Source organism: Accumulibacter sp. (assembly GCF_023806565.1).
Classification (GTDB): domain Bacteria; phylum Pseudomonadota; class Gammaproteobacteria; order Burkholderiales; family Rhodocyclaceae; genus Accumulibacter.
Map to the genome: position 1 here is coordinate 57,144 of NZ_JAMTDV010000117.1, position 15,326 is coordinate 72,469.

A 15,326-nucleotide genomic window follows, 5' to 3' on the forward strand; every position below is an offset into this window, starting at 1 on the left:
CGGCGGGCGACGATCGTCCGTCCGTGATCACGCGTAGGGGGCGGGCTTGACACTCGGGTCGGCGCGCACCGGGCCGGCCGCCTTGCGCGCGACAACCGATGCATCTTCCTGCAGGCCGGCCGGGAAAGTCCTCCTGCGCAGGCGGAGATCCGGGATCAGCGACCAGGGCTGGTGGATCCATGGCTGGTGTGCGGTGGCGTCGGCGCGTGGAGTCACCGGGTAGTCGCTGCTGGCGGCGAACAGCACGCCGGCAGCCCGCAGCCGGTCGACCAGCCATTGCAGGGCGCCATCGGAAAGGCCACTCTCGCCGTTGCTCATCGGATAGCCGCCGCCGACATCGCCGTGCGCACCGGGAAAAATCAACTGCGTCACGTTCGCTCCGGCGTTCCACAGCGTCGGCGTAAAATCGACCCGCTGCTCATCGCGCGCGATCGCGTGTACGCCCAACTGCACCTTGGCGCTGAGAACCGTGTCGGCGAACTTGTAGGCGTCGATCCGCTCGCCGTTGGCCGCGTACGCGGGAAACCCCAGGGCGCCGACGGTATCCCAGACAGCGACGGAGCGGATGCTGTCGACGGCGACCAGATCACTGTCGGCGAGCGAGCCGGAGCGAAAGAACGCCGGCAGATTGGCGGCGATTTCGCTCAGGTGATCGAGGCTGGCGCCGCTCTTGAGCGTCGCCTTGCGATAGCGATACCACGCTTCGGCACCGCAGCGATACGCTTCCTGTGGGTCATCGATGTGCTTTCCGAGCAGCCCCTGCGAGCCGATCAGTCCGGCCAGCGCCCGCGCGGTATAGGCGCCCCGGCTGAAGCCGACGATATGGATATGGTCGCCTGGTTCGTAGTTGCGCGAGACGAAGGTGTAGCCGCGGACGATGCGCGCGATGACGCCGGCGCCGAAAGCGCCGCCGAGGATCTTGACCACCGGATTGCGCGAGTCGCCGACTCCGTGCAGGTATTTGGCGATCTGTGTCAGCTGCGCACCATCGTGAAGTTGGCGTTCCTGTTCGTCGGCACAGCGCAGCGAATGCGGCGAGTCCGTTCCCGCCAGCCACAAGAACAGTTTGTAGACGTTGGTCGGATCCGCCGACTGGTCGGCGTTTTCATCCTGATTTGGGCTGTTCCACGTGCCGTCGGCACAAAAAATCACGTTCTTCGCCATTGCGCATCTCCTTCGCCATTGCTGCATCGTTGCTGAGTGATCTCGGGCCGCCGTGGGCAGAGCTTGCACTCGCCAAGGTCCCTGCAGCGAGTTGCTCCGGTGCCCCACCTTCGATGGCAGTATCGCTGCCGATGGCAGACGTCGTCAATGTTCTGCTCCGGGGTCGCCGGCACGCCGAACGAGGCGGCGCGACGGAAAGCCCTACCGTCAGGGTTGCACCTGGTCGATCACGACGCGAAGATTCTCGCTGCCTGGCTTGACGCCGTCGATCCTGCCGAAGAGGTCGCCACTCGAACTCTGTGCCTTGCCTGCCTTGGCGATGCGCGCTTCGATGCGGACCGTACGGAATTCCGAGATCTTGCGACCACCGGCCAGCGCCATCGAGTCGTCGAGGCGGAAGCGCAGCGGCAACTCGGCGACGGTGGCGCGGGTTACGGCGAGTGGCATGCGCGGACCCTCTTCGGCGCGTGCGAAGACGAACAACACGTCGTCCGGCTTGACCTTGCCGGCGAGCCTGCCGCTCAACACGACCTCGCCACTGACCGTGACCGCGCTGGGCCTGCCTGTCGGTTTGCCCGGCGACTTCGCGCTGCCCGTCTGCGCGGCAGCGATTTCACGCGCCTTGTCGACCGCTCCTGCGAGCGTCTTCGCTTCCTCGGAACCGGGTGCGAGCTGCGCCAGCAGCCGCGACCAGAGTTCGGCCGCCGCTGCGAAATCCTGCCGCTCACTCGCTGCCGCACCCGCGAGCAACAGCGCCTGCGGTTCGTCGGGATCGATCTGCAGCGCGCGCGCGAGCAGTTCGCCGGGTTTCCCCTGCAGCCTGCCGCCGTTCGCCTGAGCAAGGACATCGGCGTAATCGGCGAGCAGCGCCGCGTCCTGATCGAGCAAGGCGCCGGCATGGCTGTAGGCATTGGCCGCTTCCGGGAAACGTCCGAGGACCTTGTACGAGCGGGCCAGCATCACCCAGCCCTGCGCGTCGTCGGGGTTTTTCTGCAGCTTTTCGACGAGCCCGCCGAGCATTTGCTCGATCTGTTCCGGCGTGACGCGTGCCTGCCGCTGCAGCGGGTCGAGCGCGCGCGGATTGCCGAGCAGCGCGTAGCCGGCAGCGGCCGCCAGCGGGATCACGACGAGCAGGGCCAGCAGCGATTTGCGGCCGGCGCCGATGTCCGCCGGCGGAGCTTCGGCTGCCTGCACCTCGTCGAGCAGGCGACGCTGCAGTTCGCTCCTGGCCTGGACGAAATCGCCGTCGCTGAGTGATCCCTCGTTGCGCTCGCGTTCGAGTTCGGCGAGCTGGTCACGGAAGATCGCCAGATTGGCCTCGCGGCGGTCGACCTTCACCGTCCCCGCCGGTACGCGCAGCAGCGGCCACGCGAGGATGCCGACGACGATGACGACCAGCAGTACGGCGCTGACGAGGAAAGTGGTCATGTGGATCGCGGGCGAGAGTCCTGCTCCTGCAGCAGCGTTTCGGCCCGGTTCTGTTCGTCGGTCGACAGTGGGCGATCGTCGATCGCCTGGTCACGTCGGCGCAGGTAGCGCAGCAGCGACGCCAGGCCGACGACCAGCAGCAGGCCGGGCCCGAACCACAGCAGCAGCGTCGTACCCTTCAGCGGTGGCCGATACCGGACGAAGTCGCCGTAGCGGCTGACCATGAATTCCATGATTTCTGCGTCGCTCCTGCCCTCCCGGATCAGCGCGCGGATCTCGCGGCGCAGGTCGCTGGCGAGTTCGGCCTGCGAGCCGGCGAGCGATTCGTTCTGGCAGACCAGGCAGCGCAGTTCGGAGGAAATCGCGATCAGGCGTCGCTCTGTCGCTTCGTCCTCGGCGAGCGGCCTGGCTTCGCCGGCGTGCAGCGTGCCGCCAAGCGTGCTCAGCAGCGCGAGCAGCAGCATCAGCCAGCGCCTCATTGCGCGAGCTCGGCAAGCAGCGGCTGGATCCTGCCGGAGAAGACCTCGGGGGTGATCGGGCCCGTGTGCTTCATGCGAATGATCCCTTTCCTGTCGATGACGTAGGTTTCCGGCACCCCATACACTCCGTAATCGATGCCGACGCGGCCGTCGATGTCGAGCACCGAAAGCGCGTAGGGGTTGCCATGGCGGGAAAGCCAGGCGGACGCGCGATCGATGACCAACTTTCGTTCGCCGTCGGCAGCCAGCTTGTCCAGCTCGACACTTCCGTCGCCGCGCACTTCCTTGTAGTTGAGGCCGACCAGCGGCACGTTCTGTCGCCGGGCGAGTTCGACCAGCAGCGGATGCTCCTGCCGGCAGGTGACGCACCACGATGCCCAGACGTTGAGCAGCCAGACCTGGCCGAGCATCTCCTTCGGTGAGAACTGCCGGTCGGGCGCGTCGAGTCGCGGCAGCGAGAACATCGGTGCCGGCTTGTCGATCAGCGGTGACGGCACGTCGCGCGGGTTGAGATGGAGCCCGACGGCGAGCAGCACGACGAGCAGGAAAAAGCCGATCAGCGGCCAGAGGAATCGGTTCATCGCAGGTCCTACGCGTTTCTTGTCAGCGGGGCGATCGTGCCGGCGGGCGCCGACGCCGTCGAGCGTGCCCGGATCCGGTAACGGCGGTCGCTGATCGCGAGCAGACCGCCGAGGGCCATCAGCACGCAGCCGCCCCAGATCCAGTCGACCATCGGCTTGAGGTACACGCGCACGGCCCAGGCGGAATCCGGCCTGTCCTTGTCGATCGGTTCGCCGAGCGAGACATAGGCATCGCGCAGCAATCCGGTGTCGATCGCGGCTTCGGTCATCGGCATCGACGAGGCGACGTAGAAGCGCTTCTCGGGGAACATCTTGCGAAGCGTGCGGCCCTCGCTGATCAGGTCGATGTCGCCGACCAGCGCGCGATAGTTGGGTCCCTGCTCCTCGCGCACGCCATTGAAGCGGAAGGAGTAGGCGCCGATGCCGACGGTGTCGCCGATCTCCATCTTGACGTCCTTTTCGGTCTGATAGGCGCTGACCACGGTTACTCCGACGATGAATGCGGCGACGCCGGCATGCGCCAGATGCATGCCGAGGAAGCTGCGCGGTTGCCGGCGCAAGGTCGCCAGGAACGACTGGCCGGCGCGTGTCGCCTGCACGCGCTCGACGACGTTGAGGGCCGCGCTGAAGACGATCCACGCCGCCAGCAGCAGGCTCAGCGCGACCATCGGCCGCCATTGGCCGAAAAGCAGCGGTGCCGTACTGCCGACCAGCGCCGCCGCCAGAAACGCCCAGCGCAGGGTATGCGCCAGTTCGCGCGCACTGGCATGCTTCCAGCGGGCAAACGGGGCGACGCCGATGAGGAACACCGCCGGCAGCATCAGCGGTACGAAGACGGCGTCGAAGTAGGGCGGGCCGACCGACAGCTTGCCGGCGCCGAGCGCGTCGATCAGCAGCGGGTAGAGAGTGCCGAGCAGGACAGACGCGCAGGCAACGACCAGCAGCACGTTGTTGGTGAGCAGCAGCGACTCGCGCGAAAGCAGGCCGAAGCGGCCGCCGAGGCCAACCTTCGGCGCACGCCAGGCAAACAGGGCCAGCGAACCGCCGATCACCGTTCCCAGAAAGACGAGGATGAAGATGCCGCGACGCGGGTCGGTGGCGAAGGCATGGACCGAAGTCAGCACCCCCGAGCGGACCAGGAAAGTGCCGAGCAGCGACAGCGAGAAAGCAGAAATCGCCAGCAGCACCGTCCAGTTCTTGAAGCTGCCGCGCTTTTCGGTGACGGCCAGTGAATGCACCAGCGCCGTGCCCACCAGCCAGGGCATGAAGGAAGCGTTTTCGACCGGGTCCCAGAACCACCAGCCACCCCAGCCGAGTTCGTAGTAGGCCCAGCCCGATCCGAGCGCGATGCCGAGCGTGAGAAAAATCCAGGCGGCCATGGTCCACGGTCGCGACCAGCGCGCCCAGGCGGCGTCGAGCTGACCGGAAAGCAGCGCGGCGATGGCGAAGGCAAAAGCGACCGAGAAACCGACGTAGCCCATGTAGAGGGTAGGCGGATGAATCACCAGACCCGGGTCCTGCAGCAGCGGGTTGAGGTCGCGCCCCTCTTCGGCCCCCGGCAGCAGACGCTCGAAGGGGTTCGAGGTGGTCAGGATGAAGAGTAGAAAACCGGCGCTGACCAGGCCGAGAACGCCAAGAACGCGCGCCACCAGCGCCTCTGGCAACTGTCGCGAGCGCAGCGCCACGGCCAGCGTCCACAGCGCCAGCATCGTCGCCCAGAGCAGCAGCGAACCCTCGTGCCCGCCCCACACGGCGGCGATCCGGTACGGCAGCGGCAGCAGCGTGTTCGAATGCCCGGCGACGTAGAGCACCGAGAAGTCGCTCTGCACGAAGGCGGCGGTCAGGCAGGCGAAAGCGACTGCCAGCAACAGAGCCTGCGCGTATGCCGCCGGGCGGGCGAGGGCGATCCACTGCGGCTGCTGGCGCTGCGCGCCGACAAGCGGCAGGGTGCCCAGCGTCATGGCGACCAGCAGGGCGACGATGAGGGCGAATTGACCCAGTTCGGGAATCATGCGGGCTTCTTCCTACTGCCGGAGGGTTCTCGCCGCGGCTTCGGCCGCAGCCTTGTTCGCTGCCGCGCGCTGGTGCGCGTCGCCGACGGCTTTGGCCGCTTCCGGCGGCATATAGTTCTCGTCGTGTTTGGCGAGCACCTCGCTGGCCGTGAAGACGCCATCGTCGCCGAGCCTGCCCTGCGCGACGACGCCTTTCCCCTCGCGGAAGAGGTCGGGCAGGATGCCCTTGTAGGCGACAGTCATTTCCTTTTCGGTGTCGGTGACGACGAAGCGCATCGTCACGCCATCCGCCTGGCGCTGCAGCGAACCTTCCTTGACCATGCCGCCGATACGGAAACTTCTGCCCTGCGGTGCCTCGCCGGCAGCAACCTGCGTCGGCGAGAAGAAGAACACCAGGTTGCTGCGAAAGGCGTTGAGCACCAGCGTTGCGGCAACGGCGAGGATCGCCAGCCCGCCAAGGATCAGCAGAATGCGTTTGTGACGTGGTTTCAATCTCGACTCCTGCCCGGGTTGGCGGCGCGCTGACGTCTGGCTTCGGTCTGCTCGGCGCGGTACTGACGCAGCAGACGAGCGAGCAGCCTGCTCCGACTGCGGCGCAGCAGCATCGGTTCCGCCAGCATCGAAGCAGCCATCACCAATACCGAGCCCCATACGTAGAAGCCATGATTACCCATCGCCAGAAATTCGGCCAGACTGTTCCAGTGCATTTCTCTACTCCGCCTGCGCGAGCAGCGCGCGCACCCATTCGGTGTGTCGCTCGCGTTCGAGCATGATGTTGCGCACCCGCATCAGTGCAATGGCGATGCTGTACATCCAGCAGGCCAGCGCGCAGAACAGCATTCCCCAAAGCATCTGCGCGGCCATGCTCGGCGCCTTGCCGAGACTCACCGAAGCGCCCTGGTGCAGGGTATTCCACCACTTGACCGAAAAATAGATGATCGGAACGTTCACCACGCCGACCAGCGCGAGGATCGCACCCGCCCGGTCGGCCCGCCGCGGATCGTCGATCGCCGCCTGCAGCGCGATGAAGCCGATGTAGAGGAAAAGCAGGATCAGTTCGGAAGTCAGGCGCGCGTCCCAGACCCACCAGGTGCCCCACATCGGCTTTCCCCACAGGGCGCCGGTCCACAGCGAAAGAAAAGCGAAGAGCGCGCCGGTCGGCGCCAGCGCCGACGCCATCATGCCCGACAGGCGCGTGTGGAAAGCGAGTCCGATGGCCGCCCAGAAGGCCATCACCAGGTAAATGAACATTGACATCCACGACGCCGGCACGTGCAGGAAAATGATCCGGTAGCCCTCGCCCTGCTGCGCGTCGGTCGGCGCCAGCAGAAAGCCGATGCCCAGACCGACCACGGCGAAGATACCAGCCAGCGTCCAGAAGCACGGAATCAGCTTGCCGGCGAGCGGGTAGAAGGTCTGCGGACTGGCGTACCGGAACCAGTTGATCACTCTGTTCGTCATCTATTCCAGGGCAACTCGCAGCGCCGCGGCGGTCGGCCACGGCGCAAAAAACACGCCGCCCAGCGCCATTGCGCCGAGCAGCGACAAATGGGCCTGCGGCCCGAGGCCGGTGAGCGTCGCGTCCACCGCGCCAGCCCCGAAGATCAGCACCGGAATGTAAAGCGGCAGCACCAGCACGGAGAGCAACACGCCGCCACCGCGAACGCCCAGCGTCAGCGCCGCGCCGATCGCACCGATTCCCGACAGCGCCGGCGTACCGATCAGCAGGGACAGGGTCAGCACTGCCAGCCCGTCACCGCTCAGGTCGAACTGGATTCCCAGCACCGGCGCCAGCAATACCAATGGCAGTCCGGCGACCAGCCAGTGTGCGATCAGCTTGCCGAGCACCATCAGGCCCAACGGTTGCGGTGCCAGCGCCATCTGTTCGAGTGTACCGTCGCGGTGGTCGTCGGCGAACAGACGCGGCAACGAGAGCATCGTGGCGAGCAGCGCGGCGACCCACAGGACGCCAGGTGCCAGCTTGCGCAGTTGCTCCGGTTCCGGTCCGACTCCAAGGGGAAACAGGCTGACGACGATGATGAAAAAGAACATCGCTGCCAGGATGTCGGCCTGCCGCCGCATTGCCAGCCGCAGGTCGCGACCGATCACCGCACGGATCGATATTAGCATTTTCTCAACTAGATTCGTCCGTACGATGCAGCCGCAGTGCCCAGCCAGAGTTCGCGCAGCGCGCCGGCGGTGACGCTCACCGCCTGATGGCTGGTCAGAACCGCCAGTCCGCCTCGCTGCAAATGCGCGCCGACGAGGCCGGAGACGAGCTCGACGGCAGCCGGATCGAGCGCCACGTAGGGCTCGTCGAGCACCCACAACGGGCGCTTCTCATGCACCAGGCGAGCCAGCGCGGTTCGCCGTTTCTGGCCCTGCGAGAGATAGCGGCACGCGAGGTCGGCGCGGCCGTGCAGTCCGACCTGTTCCAGGGCGTCGAGCGCTGCGTCTTCGTCGAGGGACTCCTGCGCCAGTGCTGCCGCGGCGAGCAGATTTTCCAGTGGCGACAGCTCTTCCTTGATCGCGTTGTGGTGGCCAAGGTAGCAGAGTTCACCGCGAAACTCCTCTCCAAGCTTGCCGATCGGCTGCCCGCGCCAGCACACCTCGCCAGCGGCGGCTGGCGTCAGACCACACAGCATGCGCAGCAGGCTGGTCTTGCCGGATCCGTTCGCTCCCTGCACCTGCAGCATTTCGCCGCACGCCAGGCGGAAGCTGACGCCGGCGAACAGGCGGCGTTCGCCGCGCACGCATTCCAGATTCGAAGCTTCAAGCATGCAAGGGGATCCGGGAAATGGCCGAAGCCGGCAAGGGCCTCATTCTGAATCCCGCAGTTTAGCCCCGGATTGACGAAAATCAAAATCGATTCAATGGCTTTTAGTACTCTGTTGTGATCTTCTCGGGGAGTTTTGCGCTGCCGCCGGGCGTGCACCAGTCGACATGGGCGTGGGAGGGGCAAGGATCGGTCGCGAGCTGGGCTCTACCGCCATGTCTCGCGATGCGCGATCACGCGCAACTCTGCGCGGTGCGCGGCTTCGTGCTCCGGTCCGCCGGGAGCGCTGCATGCGATCCGGCTCGCCATGGACCGGCAGCAGATCGTCGACGATGCGGCACGCGCCGGGGCTGCGGTGGGCCGGGGTTTATGCTTTAATTGCAATATGACAGTGCCGCTGGCGGCATTGCACGACTCCTGTCCCATCGGCGGGGGGCATCCGGTTCGAGCGACCAGTGGTGCCGCGATGTAGGTGAAGGAACGGGAAGTCGAATAATAAGGAGACAGCAAATGTGTTCGACTTGCGCTTGTGGCAGCGCGGAAGCCCGCGTCGCCGGCCGGATATTGTCCGGCGCAGACGATCCCAAGGGTGCCGACCGCGACCTGGGACCGCAGGCGGCGGCCTCCGCCGTCCCGACCTGTCTCCGCGTCATGGGGCGCAGGCGGGTACATCGCCGACTCGCCGGGAGGCACGTCCAGCCGCCGCACGAACCGGCGGCAACGAGAATGACCCCGTCGCGCATGTCGCACATCGCCGAGCCTGAGGCCCGGATCGTTGCCGCGGCGGGATACTGAAATGTCCGAACCGATCGTCTGCCGGAACATTCGCGTCAGCGGCGTCGTTCAGGGCGTCGGCTTTCGCCCCTTCGTCTGGCGGCTGGCCAGGGAACTTGGTCTCGCGGGCTGGGTGCGCAACGATTCGCGCGGGGTCGAGATCGAGGTGAGCGGCGCGCCGGCGCAGGTCATGAATCTCGTCGAACGTATCGAGCAGGATGCGCCCCCGTTGGCGAAGGTCAGTTCGGTCGTCGCCCGCGATACGGCGCCGGTGCACGCCAATGATGGCTTCGTGATCATCGACAGCCGCAGCGGCCGCGCCGCTACGATGATCGGACACGATACCGCGGTCTGCCGCGACTGCCTGAGCGAGATGTTCGACCCGGGCAGTCCTCGCTGGCGCTATGCCTTCACCAATTGCACCAATTGCGGACCTCGCTACACGATCAGCCGCGGCCTGCCGTACGATCGGGTGCGGACCAGCCTCAAGGCTTTCGCCATGTGTCCCCGCTGCCAGTGCGAGTATCGGCGTCCCGAAGACCGGCGGTTCCACGCCGAGGCCAATTGCTGCGCGAAGTGCGGACCGCAACTGTTTCTTCTCGACGCCGAGGGACATCGCGTGCCAGGCGACCCGATCACCACCACCCTGAGCATGCTGCGGGAAGGCAGGATCGTCGCGATCAAGGGGCTCGGCGGCTTCCATCTGGCTTGCGATGCGCGCAGCGCGGTTGCTGTCGCATTGCTGCGCGAACGCAAGCAGCGCGACGAGAAGCCCTTCGTCGTCATGCTCGCCAACGCCGCCTCGGCCGCTCACCTGGTGCAGATGGGGATCGGTGAACCCGGACTGCTGGCGTTGCCCACACGACCGGCGATCCTGCTGCGCAAGCGCAGCAACTGCGACGAGGCGCTGCCCGGTGTCGCACCCGGGTTGGCGTGGCTTGGCGTCATGCTGCCCTACACGCCCGTGCAGTTTCTGCTCTTCCACGAGGCGGCCCGGCGTCCGGCGGGAACCGGCTGGATGGAACGAGCGCAGGATCTCGCCCTGGTGATGACCAGCGCCAATCCCGGTGGCGAACCGCTGGTGGTCGGCAACAGCGAAGCGCTGCTGCGCCTGTACGGGATTGCCGATGCTTTCCTGATGCACGACCGTGACATCGTCACGCGCTGTGACGACAGCGTCGCGCGCATCACCACCGGCGGCCTGCAGTTCATCCGCCGGGCGCGTGGCTACACGCCTCGGGCAATCAAGCTGCCGGTTTCGGGTCCCGCCGTCCTGGCGGTCGGTGGCTGGTTCAAGAACACCATCTGTGTGACGCGCGGCGATGAGGCCTTCGTTTCGCAACACATTGGCGACCTCGACAACGCGGCCGCATGCGATTTTCTCGACGAGACCGTCGCTCAGCTGGTGAAACTGCTCGGCGTCGAACCGACGATCGTCGCCCATGACCTGCATCCGGATTTCCACTCGACGCGGTTTGCCGCGGACTTCGCGCAGCAACGCCGTTTGCCGCAACTCGGCGTCCAGCACCATCACGCGCACGCCGCGGCGGTGCTCGCCGAACACGGAATGCAGGGTCCCAGCCTGGCGCTGTCGCTGGATGGGGTCGGTCTTGGCAGCGACGGTACCGCCTGGGGCGGTGAATTGTTGCGCGTCGATGGCGCCAGCTTCGAGCGCCTCGGCCATCTCGTGCCGCTGGCCCTGCCCGGTGGCGATCGCGCCGCCAACGAACCCTGGAGAATGGCGGCGGCAGCGCTGTACCGCCTCGGTCGGGGAAGCGAGATCGCCGCGCGCTTCGGCGAGCAGCAGGCGGCACGGGCAGTCGCGCAGATGCTGGCGGGCAATCTTCATTGCCCACCGACGACAAGCATGGGGCGAATGTTCGACGCCGCTGCCGGCTTGCTCGGAATCAGGGCGGTGATGGCTTACGAAGGGCAAGCGGCAATGCTGATCGAAGGCATGGCGCAGCGTTACGGCGACATCCTGCCGCTCGACCAGGGTTGGACGATCGACCAGGGCCGGCTCGATCTGATGCCACTGCTGGCGGTTCTGGCCGATGAAAAGAACACCGAACGCGGCGCCGCGCTGTTCCATGCGACGCTGGTCGCCGCCATTGCCGATTGGGTGCGCGCCCTGGCTCCCGAGGCGAAGGCGGTGGTTGCCAGCGGCGGCTGTTTCCTCAATCAGGTGCTGTTGCGCGGGCTGCGCGCCCGCCTCGGCGCACAGGGGATACGCATCATCGAGGCGCGCCAGGTGCCTCCCAACGATGGTGGCCTCGCCGTCGGGCAGGCGTGGGTCGCCCTGCAGCATCTGCTGCGGCAATAGGCGGGCGTCGGCATTCGAGACAGTCGTCGCAGAGCGCGGCCATGTTGTTCCCGGGCGCGCTCGACCGGGGCTTCGAGGTGGGCGGCGAGATGCCTGACGTCGGCATCGACCAGGCCTGACAGGCGCTGGCAGGCGCTGTCAGGCGCCTCGCGACAGGACTTCGCAATACTGTCGGGTGCGAGTAGCGGCAGTTGCCGCGCCGGCAACGCCGGCGAAACCAGGGCGGGAATCCGCACGCAGAGTTCAGCGACCTGTCGGGACAAGTCTTTCTGGCGTGACAAGATCTTTCTTTCCGAAACTCCGCATCGACGACCTCATGGCATGACCGAAGTGCACGCCGCGCGAGCCCGGTCGCCACGGCAGGGTGCGCGAGCCTACTACCTCGCGAACTGCCGGTACCCGTCTGCCGCAACGCGGCGATTGCGGCAGACGGGCCGTTCGTCGGTTGCGCTCGTGACTTTTGCACTACACTCCGCTATTCCCGATTTGGAGCACCGACATGCAGCACTTCGGCATTGGCACCCTGCTGTTGATCTTTGCCGGTGGCGCAGTCGCCACCTGGGTTTCCGGCGTCTGGCTGGCGAAGGTCACGGATGTCCTCGACGACCGCTTCGGTCTGGGAGAAACGATTGGCGGCATGATCCTGCTCTCGGTTACGGGCGGGCTTCCCGAACTGGCGATCACGATCAGCGCGGCGAGCAGCGGCCATCTCGACATTGCCGCCGGCAACCTGATTGGGGGTGTCGCCGTACAGACGCTGGTCCTGGTGATTGCCGATCGCTGCATTCGCGGTCCCTTGCCCTTGTCGACGGCTGCCGCGTCGCTGGTTCCCGCACTCGAAGGGATTCTCGTCATCTGCGTCGTCGCGATCACGGCGATGGCCGGCTTGTTGCCGAAGTCGGCAGCGGTAGGGCCGCTCAGCGTCGGCAGCCTCGTCATTGCCATCACCTGGGCGGTAGGCATGTGGATACTCACCCTCTGCCGCGACCGGAAGGATCTCGACCTACCGGCTCCTGCCGGCGCGGATCCAGCCGCAACGAAATCGCCACTGGCGGCGACTGACCCGAGAAGCGATCAAGGTCTGGCGGCTGCCAGCACGACGCGACTGGTGACAATTTTTGTCCTCGCGTCCGTTATCACGTTGATCGCTGGGGTCCTGCTCGAACAGAGCGGCGATCGCCTCGCCGACCTGATCGGAATGAACGGCGTGCTCTTCGGCGCGACGGTACTGGCGCTAGCGTCGGCGCTGCCCGAGATCAGCACGGCAATCACCGGCGTGCAGATGAGAAGCTACACACTCGTCTTCGGAGACATTTTCGGCGGCAACGCGTTTCAACTCGTGCTTTTCGTCCTTGCCGACCTGCTTGCCTGGCAACCGGTCCTTACGCACGAAGGGCGCGCCAACGCCTGGATCGGGATGATCGGGCTGGTGATGACCACCATCTATGTGGCAGGCATCCTTCTGCGTCCGCGGTGGCGCTACTGGGGCCTCGGCGCAGACTCGTGGGCAGCGTTCATCGCTTACGGCTTGGGACTCTGGGGACTCGTCCTGATCTCGAACTGATCGAAGGAAGCCGAGGCGGGGATCCGACCCGGACGGCGTGGGTCATTCGGCGAACGGAGGCTGCCCGTCGCCGGGACGTCTTCGCAGCCTCGGTGGTCGCGCCAGTGCGCGAAACAGGGCAAGGAACGCGGCAATACCTGCTGACGGTCTTTGCGCGTGCTGCTGCTTTCCCGGCGGACGCAGGGCGCGAGGCGCGCCCTGGCCACTTGCGAGGCCGGCCGACCGGTCCCTGGCGAAGCACGCCAAGGCAGGCAATTGCCGCCAGCAGGTGCGGATGCCTTTGCGCTTGCGACGATCTTGCACGCTTGCGCCGTCGCTTGCTGTGCGCGCAGTGTGGGGTAGAATGGCCGCCGCGAAGCACCTCCCCGTGGCGGGCGTGTTCGGGACCGTTGACCTTACCGCGGGACGCCGCGAAACGCCGGTTTCGCCAGGCTTTCGCAATTCTCGGAAAGTGCTGGAAATGATTCGTTTCGCTTCGCTGGGCAGCGGCAGTCAGGGCAACGCACTGGTGGTCGACGCTGGCGAGACGAAGGTGCTGGTCGACTGCGGCTTTTCCACACGCATGGCGACGGCGCGCCTGGCCCGGCTCGGGACCTGTGCCGAAGACCTGGCGGCGATCCTGGTGACGCACGAGCATGGCGATCACGTCGCAGGTGTCTTTTCGCTGGCCGGCCGTTACCGAATTCCCGTGTATCTCACGCACGGCACGCACGCGGCGGCTGCACGCGGCAGGAGCGGCCTGCCGGAGTGCCGGCTGATCGATGGCCATGCGCCGTTTGCCGTCGGCTGCCTGGAAGTGCAGCCGTTTCCCGTGCCGCACGACGCGCGCGAACCCGTCCAGTATGCATTCAGCGACGGTGCGCACCGTCTTGGCGTGCTCACCGACAGCGGTTCGATCACCCCGCATATCGTCGATGTTCTCGGACTTTGCGATGCCCTGGTGCTCGAGTGCAACCATGATCAGGGGCTGCTGGCGGCGTCGCGCTACCCAACGCATCTCAAGCGGCGCATCGCCGGACGTTTCGGCCATCTGGAAAACGGCCAGGCGGCGGCCCTGCTGCAGCAGGTCGATACGCGGCGCCTGCAGCACCTGGTGGCGGCGCACCTGAGTCAGGAGAACAACCGGCCCCGACTCGCCGCCGCCGCTCTGGCCACGGCGCTCGGCTGCGATGAGGACTGGATCGGGGTTGCCGATCAGGACGGAGGATTCGACTGGCGGCAACTGATCTGAATCCGCCGCGGTGACGAGGCACTGAGGCAACAAAAAAAAGCCGGCATGGGCCGGCTTTCTTGTTGCCTGAAGTGCGCGATTACTTCTTCGGCTCTTCCTTGGCGGGCTCGGCGGGCTTGGCAGCTTCGGCGGGCTTGGCGGCTTCGGCGGCCGGAGCGGCGGCAGGAGCGGCGGCAGGAGCCGGGGCCGGGGCGGCAGCGGCAGGAGCGGGGGCGGGAGCAGCAGCCGGCTTGGCTTCTTCCTTCTTGCCACAAGCGGTAACAGCAAGAGCGATCAGCGCAGCAACGAGGAGGGAGTTCTTCATGATGAGGTTCCTTATCGACAATGGAATGACTGTAACGAGCCAAAAGCTGAAAGGGTTGACCGGCGAACACGTCGACCAACTGAGAATTCTATCACCGATCATCGACTTTGCGACCCAAAATAGGAAAAACCTGGATTCCGATCGGCCACCTGTGGTTCGCTCTGTCGCGAGCTTTCGCTTCAGAGCGCTCGCCATTGGAGCGCGGGCAGTCCGAGTGAAACCGCGGCCCGCTTGGTGAGCCGGGCCGCTCAGACGTGACGGGCGAAAAACAACAGCGGGTCGACCCAGCCGAGAGCGATCGAGAAGAATACGGTGATCATCAGCAGAAAGAGCAACGAGGCCACGCTGCCAACGATCATCCGGTCGGTGAAGAAGCGTCGGGCCCTGCCGCGCAACCCCAGATAGTCGGCCAGTGACAGTGGGTGAGGGGTGGCTCCGGCCTCTTCGCTGGCGATGAATCGCGCGCCGCAGCGGTTGCAGCGGTAAGGCGCCTGGTGTTTGAGCCGTAGGGCAATTCCTTCCCTGGGGCCGCTTCGCCGCGAGCGGCGGACATCTGGCGAATGGCATCTTGGGCAGCTCATGATGGAAACAGACCTCCTCTGATCGATCGGGCACAAGGGCCCGGGGAATGCAGGACACGGTGCAGACTCTAGCGATTGCCGCAGGAAAGTCTGTGCGCATTTCCACGAA

The 15,326-nt window shown here is 66.1% G+C and carries 16 protein-coding genes; 4 read left to right on the forward strand and 12 right to left on the reverse strand.

The window, feature by feature from the left end; translation table 11 throughout:
* Window positions 1–27: 27 nt before the first annotated feature.
* The 10 genes from NFV80_RS13385 to ccmA form a co-directional block, all read right to left on the reverse strand.
* Complete coding sequence (locus tag NFV80_RS13385) at window positions 28–1,164, reverse strand: DUF2235 domain-containing protein (protein WP_295331072.1); 1,137 nt, start codon at window positions 1,162–1,164, stop codon at window positions 28–30.
* A 207-nt stretch (window positions 1,165–1,371) separates the two neighbouring features.
* Complete coding sequence (gene ccmI, locus NFV80_RS13390; protein WP_295331074.1) at window positions 1,372–2,592, reverse strand: c-type cytochrome biogenesis protein CcmI; 1,221 nt, start codon at window positions 2,590–2,592, stop codon at window positions 1,372–1,374.
* Window positions 2,589–3,071 carry a cytochrome c-type biogenesis protein gene (locus NFV80_RS13395; RefSeq protein WP_295331076.1) on the reverse strand — a complete coding sequence of 161 codons (483 nt, stop codon included), beginning with the start codon at window positions 3,069–3,071 and terminating at the stop codon, window positions 2,589–2,591. The genes ccmI and NFV80_RS13395 overlap by 4 nt, the downstream gene beginning before the upstream one ends.
* The gene (locus tag NFV80_RS13400; protein ID WP_295331078.1) at window positions 3,068–3,652 is read right to left on the reverse strand and encodes a DsbE family thiol:disulfide interchange protein; all 585 of its coding nucleotides are present in this window, start codon (window positions 3,650–3,652) and stop codon (window positions 3,068–3,070) included. Before NFV80_RS13400 ends, NFV80_RS13395 begins: the two co-directional genes overlap by 4 nt.
* 8 nt (window positions 3,653–3,660) lie before the next feature.
* Complete coding sequence (locus NFV80_RS13405; RefSeq protein WP_295331080.1) at window positions 3,661–5,664, reverse strand: heme lyase CcmF/NrfE family subunit; 2,004 nt, start codon at window positions 5,662–5,664, stop codon at window positions 3,661–3,663.
* Between the two features lie 12 nt (window positions 5,665–5,676).
* Window positions 5,677–6,156, reverse strand: coding sequence for a cytochrome c maturation protein CcmE (gene ccmE / locus NFV80_RS13410; RefSeq protein WP_296758979.1), 480 nt, complete (start codon window positions 6,154–6,156; stop codon window positions 5,677–5,679).
* A complete protein-coding gene (gene ccmD / locus NFV80_RS13415) occupies window positions 6,153–6,371 on the reverse strand; it encodes a heme exporter protein CcmD (RefSeq protein WP_295331218.1) in 219 nt (72 codons plus the stop codon). The genes ccmE and ccmD overlap by 4 nt, the downstream gene beginning before the upstream one ends.
* Window positions 6,372–6,375: 4 nt before the next feature.
* The gene (gene ccmC, locus NFV80_RS13420) at window positions 6,376–7,125 is read right to left on the reverse strand and encodes a heme ABC transporter permease CcmC (RefSeq protein WP_295331220.1); all 750 of its coding nucleotides are present in this window, start codon (window positions 7,123–7,125) and stop codon (window positions 6,376–6,378) included.
* Window positions 7,126–7,794: a heme exporter protein CcmB gene (gene ccmB, locus NFV80_RS13425; RefSeq protein WP_295331221.1), complete on the reverse strand. Its 669-nt coding sequence runs from the start codon at window positions 7,792–7,794 to the stop codon at window positions 7,126–7,128.
* A gap of 8 nt (window positions 7,795–7,802) precedes the next feature.
* A complete protein-coding gene (ccmA, locus tag NFV80_RS13430) occupies window positions 7,803–8,444 on the reverse strand; it encodes a cytochrome c biogenesis heme-transporting ATPase CcmA (RefSeq protein ID WP_295331222.1) in 642 nt (213 codons plus the stop codon).
* A gap of 506 nt (window positions 8,445–8,950) precedes the next feature.
* Here ccmA and NFV80_RS13435 point away from each other — a divergent pair.
* From NFV80_RS13435 to NFV80_RS13450, 4 genes are all read left to right on the forward strand, one after another.
* Window positions 8,951–9,235 carry a hypothetical protein gene (locus NFV80_RS13435; RefSeq protein WP_296758983.1) on the forward strand — a complete coding sequence of 95 codons (285 nt, stop codon included), beginning with the start codon at window positions 8,951–8,953 and terminating at the stop codon, window positions 9,233–9,235.
* A gap of 1 nt (window position 9,236) precedes the next feature.
* Complete coding sequence (gene hypF, locus NFV80_RS13440) at window positions 9,237–11,537, forward strand: carbamoyltransferase HypF (RefSeq protein WP_295331224.1); 2,301 nt, start codon at window positions 9,237–9,239, stop codon at window positions 11,535–11,537.
* 499 nt (window positions 11,538–12,036) lie between these two features.
* Window positions 12,037–13,101: a sodium:calcium antiporter gene (locus tag NFV80_RS13445; protein ID WP_295331227.1), complete on the forward strand. Its 1,065-nt coding sequence runs from the start codon at window positions 12,037–12,039 to the stop codon at window positions 13,099–13,101.
* 463 nt (window positions 13,102–13,564) lie between these two features.
* Window positions 13,565–14,332: an MBL fold metallo-hydrolase gene (locus tag NFV80_RS13450; protein WP_295331233.1), complete on the forward strand. Its 768-nt coding sequence runs from the start codon at window positions 13,565–13,567 to the stop codon at window positions 14,330–14,332.
* 79 nt (window positions 14,333–14,411) lie between these two features.
* On the opposite strand, the gene NFV80_RS13455 is transcribed toward NFV80_RS13450, so the two are convergent.
* Both NFV80_RS13455 and NFV80_RS13460 read right to left on the reverse strand, forming a co-directional pair.
* A complete protein-coding gene (locus NFV80_RS13455) occupies window positions 14,412–14,636 on the reverse strand; it encodes a hypothetical protein (RefSeq protein ID WP_295331230.1) in 225 nt (74 codons plus the stop codon).
* 248 nt (window positions 14,637–14,884) lie between these two features.
* Window positions 14,885–15,217 carry a hypothetical protein gene (locus NFV80_RS13460; protein ID WP_295331231.1) on the reverse strand — a complete coding sequence of 111 codons (333 nt, stop codon included), beginning with the start codon at window positions 15,215–15,217 and terminating at the stop codon, window positions 14,885–14,887.
* Window positions 15,218–15,326 lie beyond the last annotated feature (109 nt).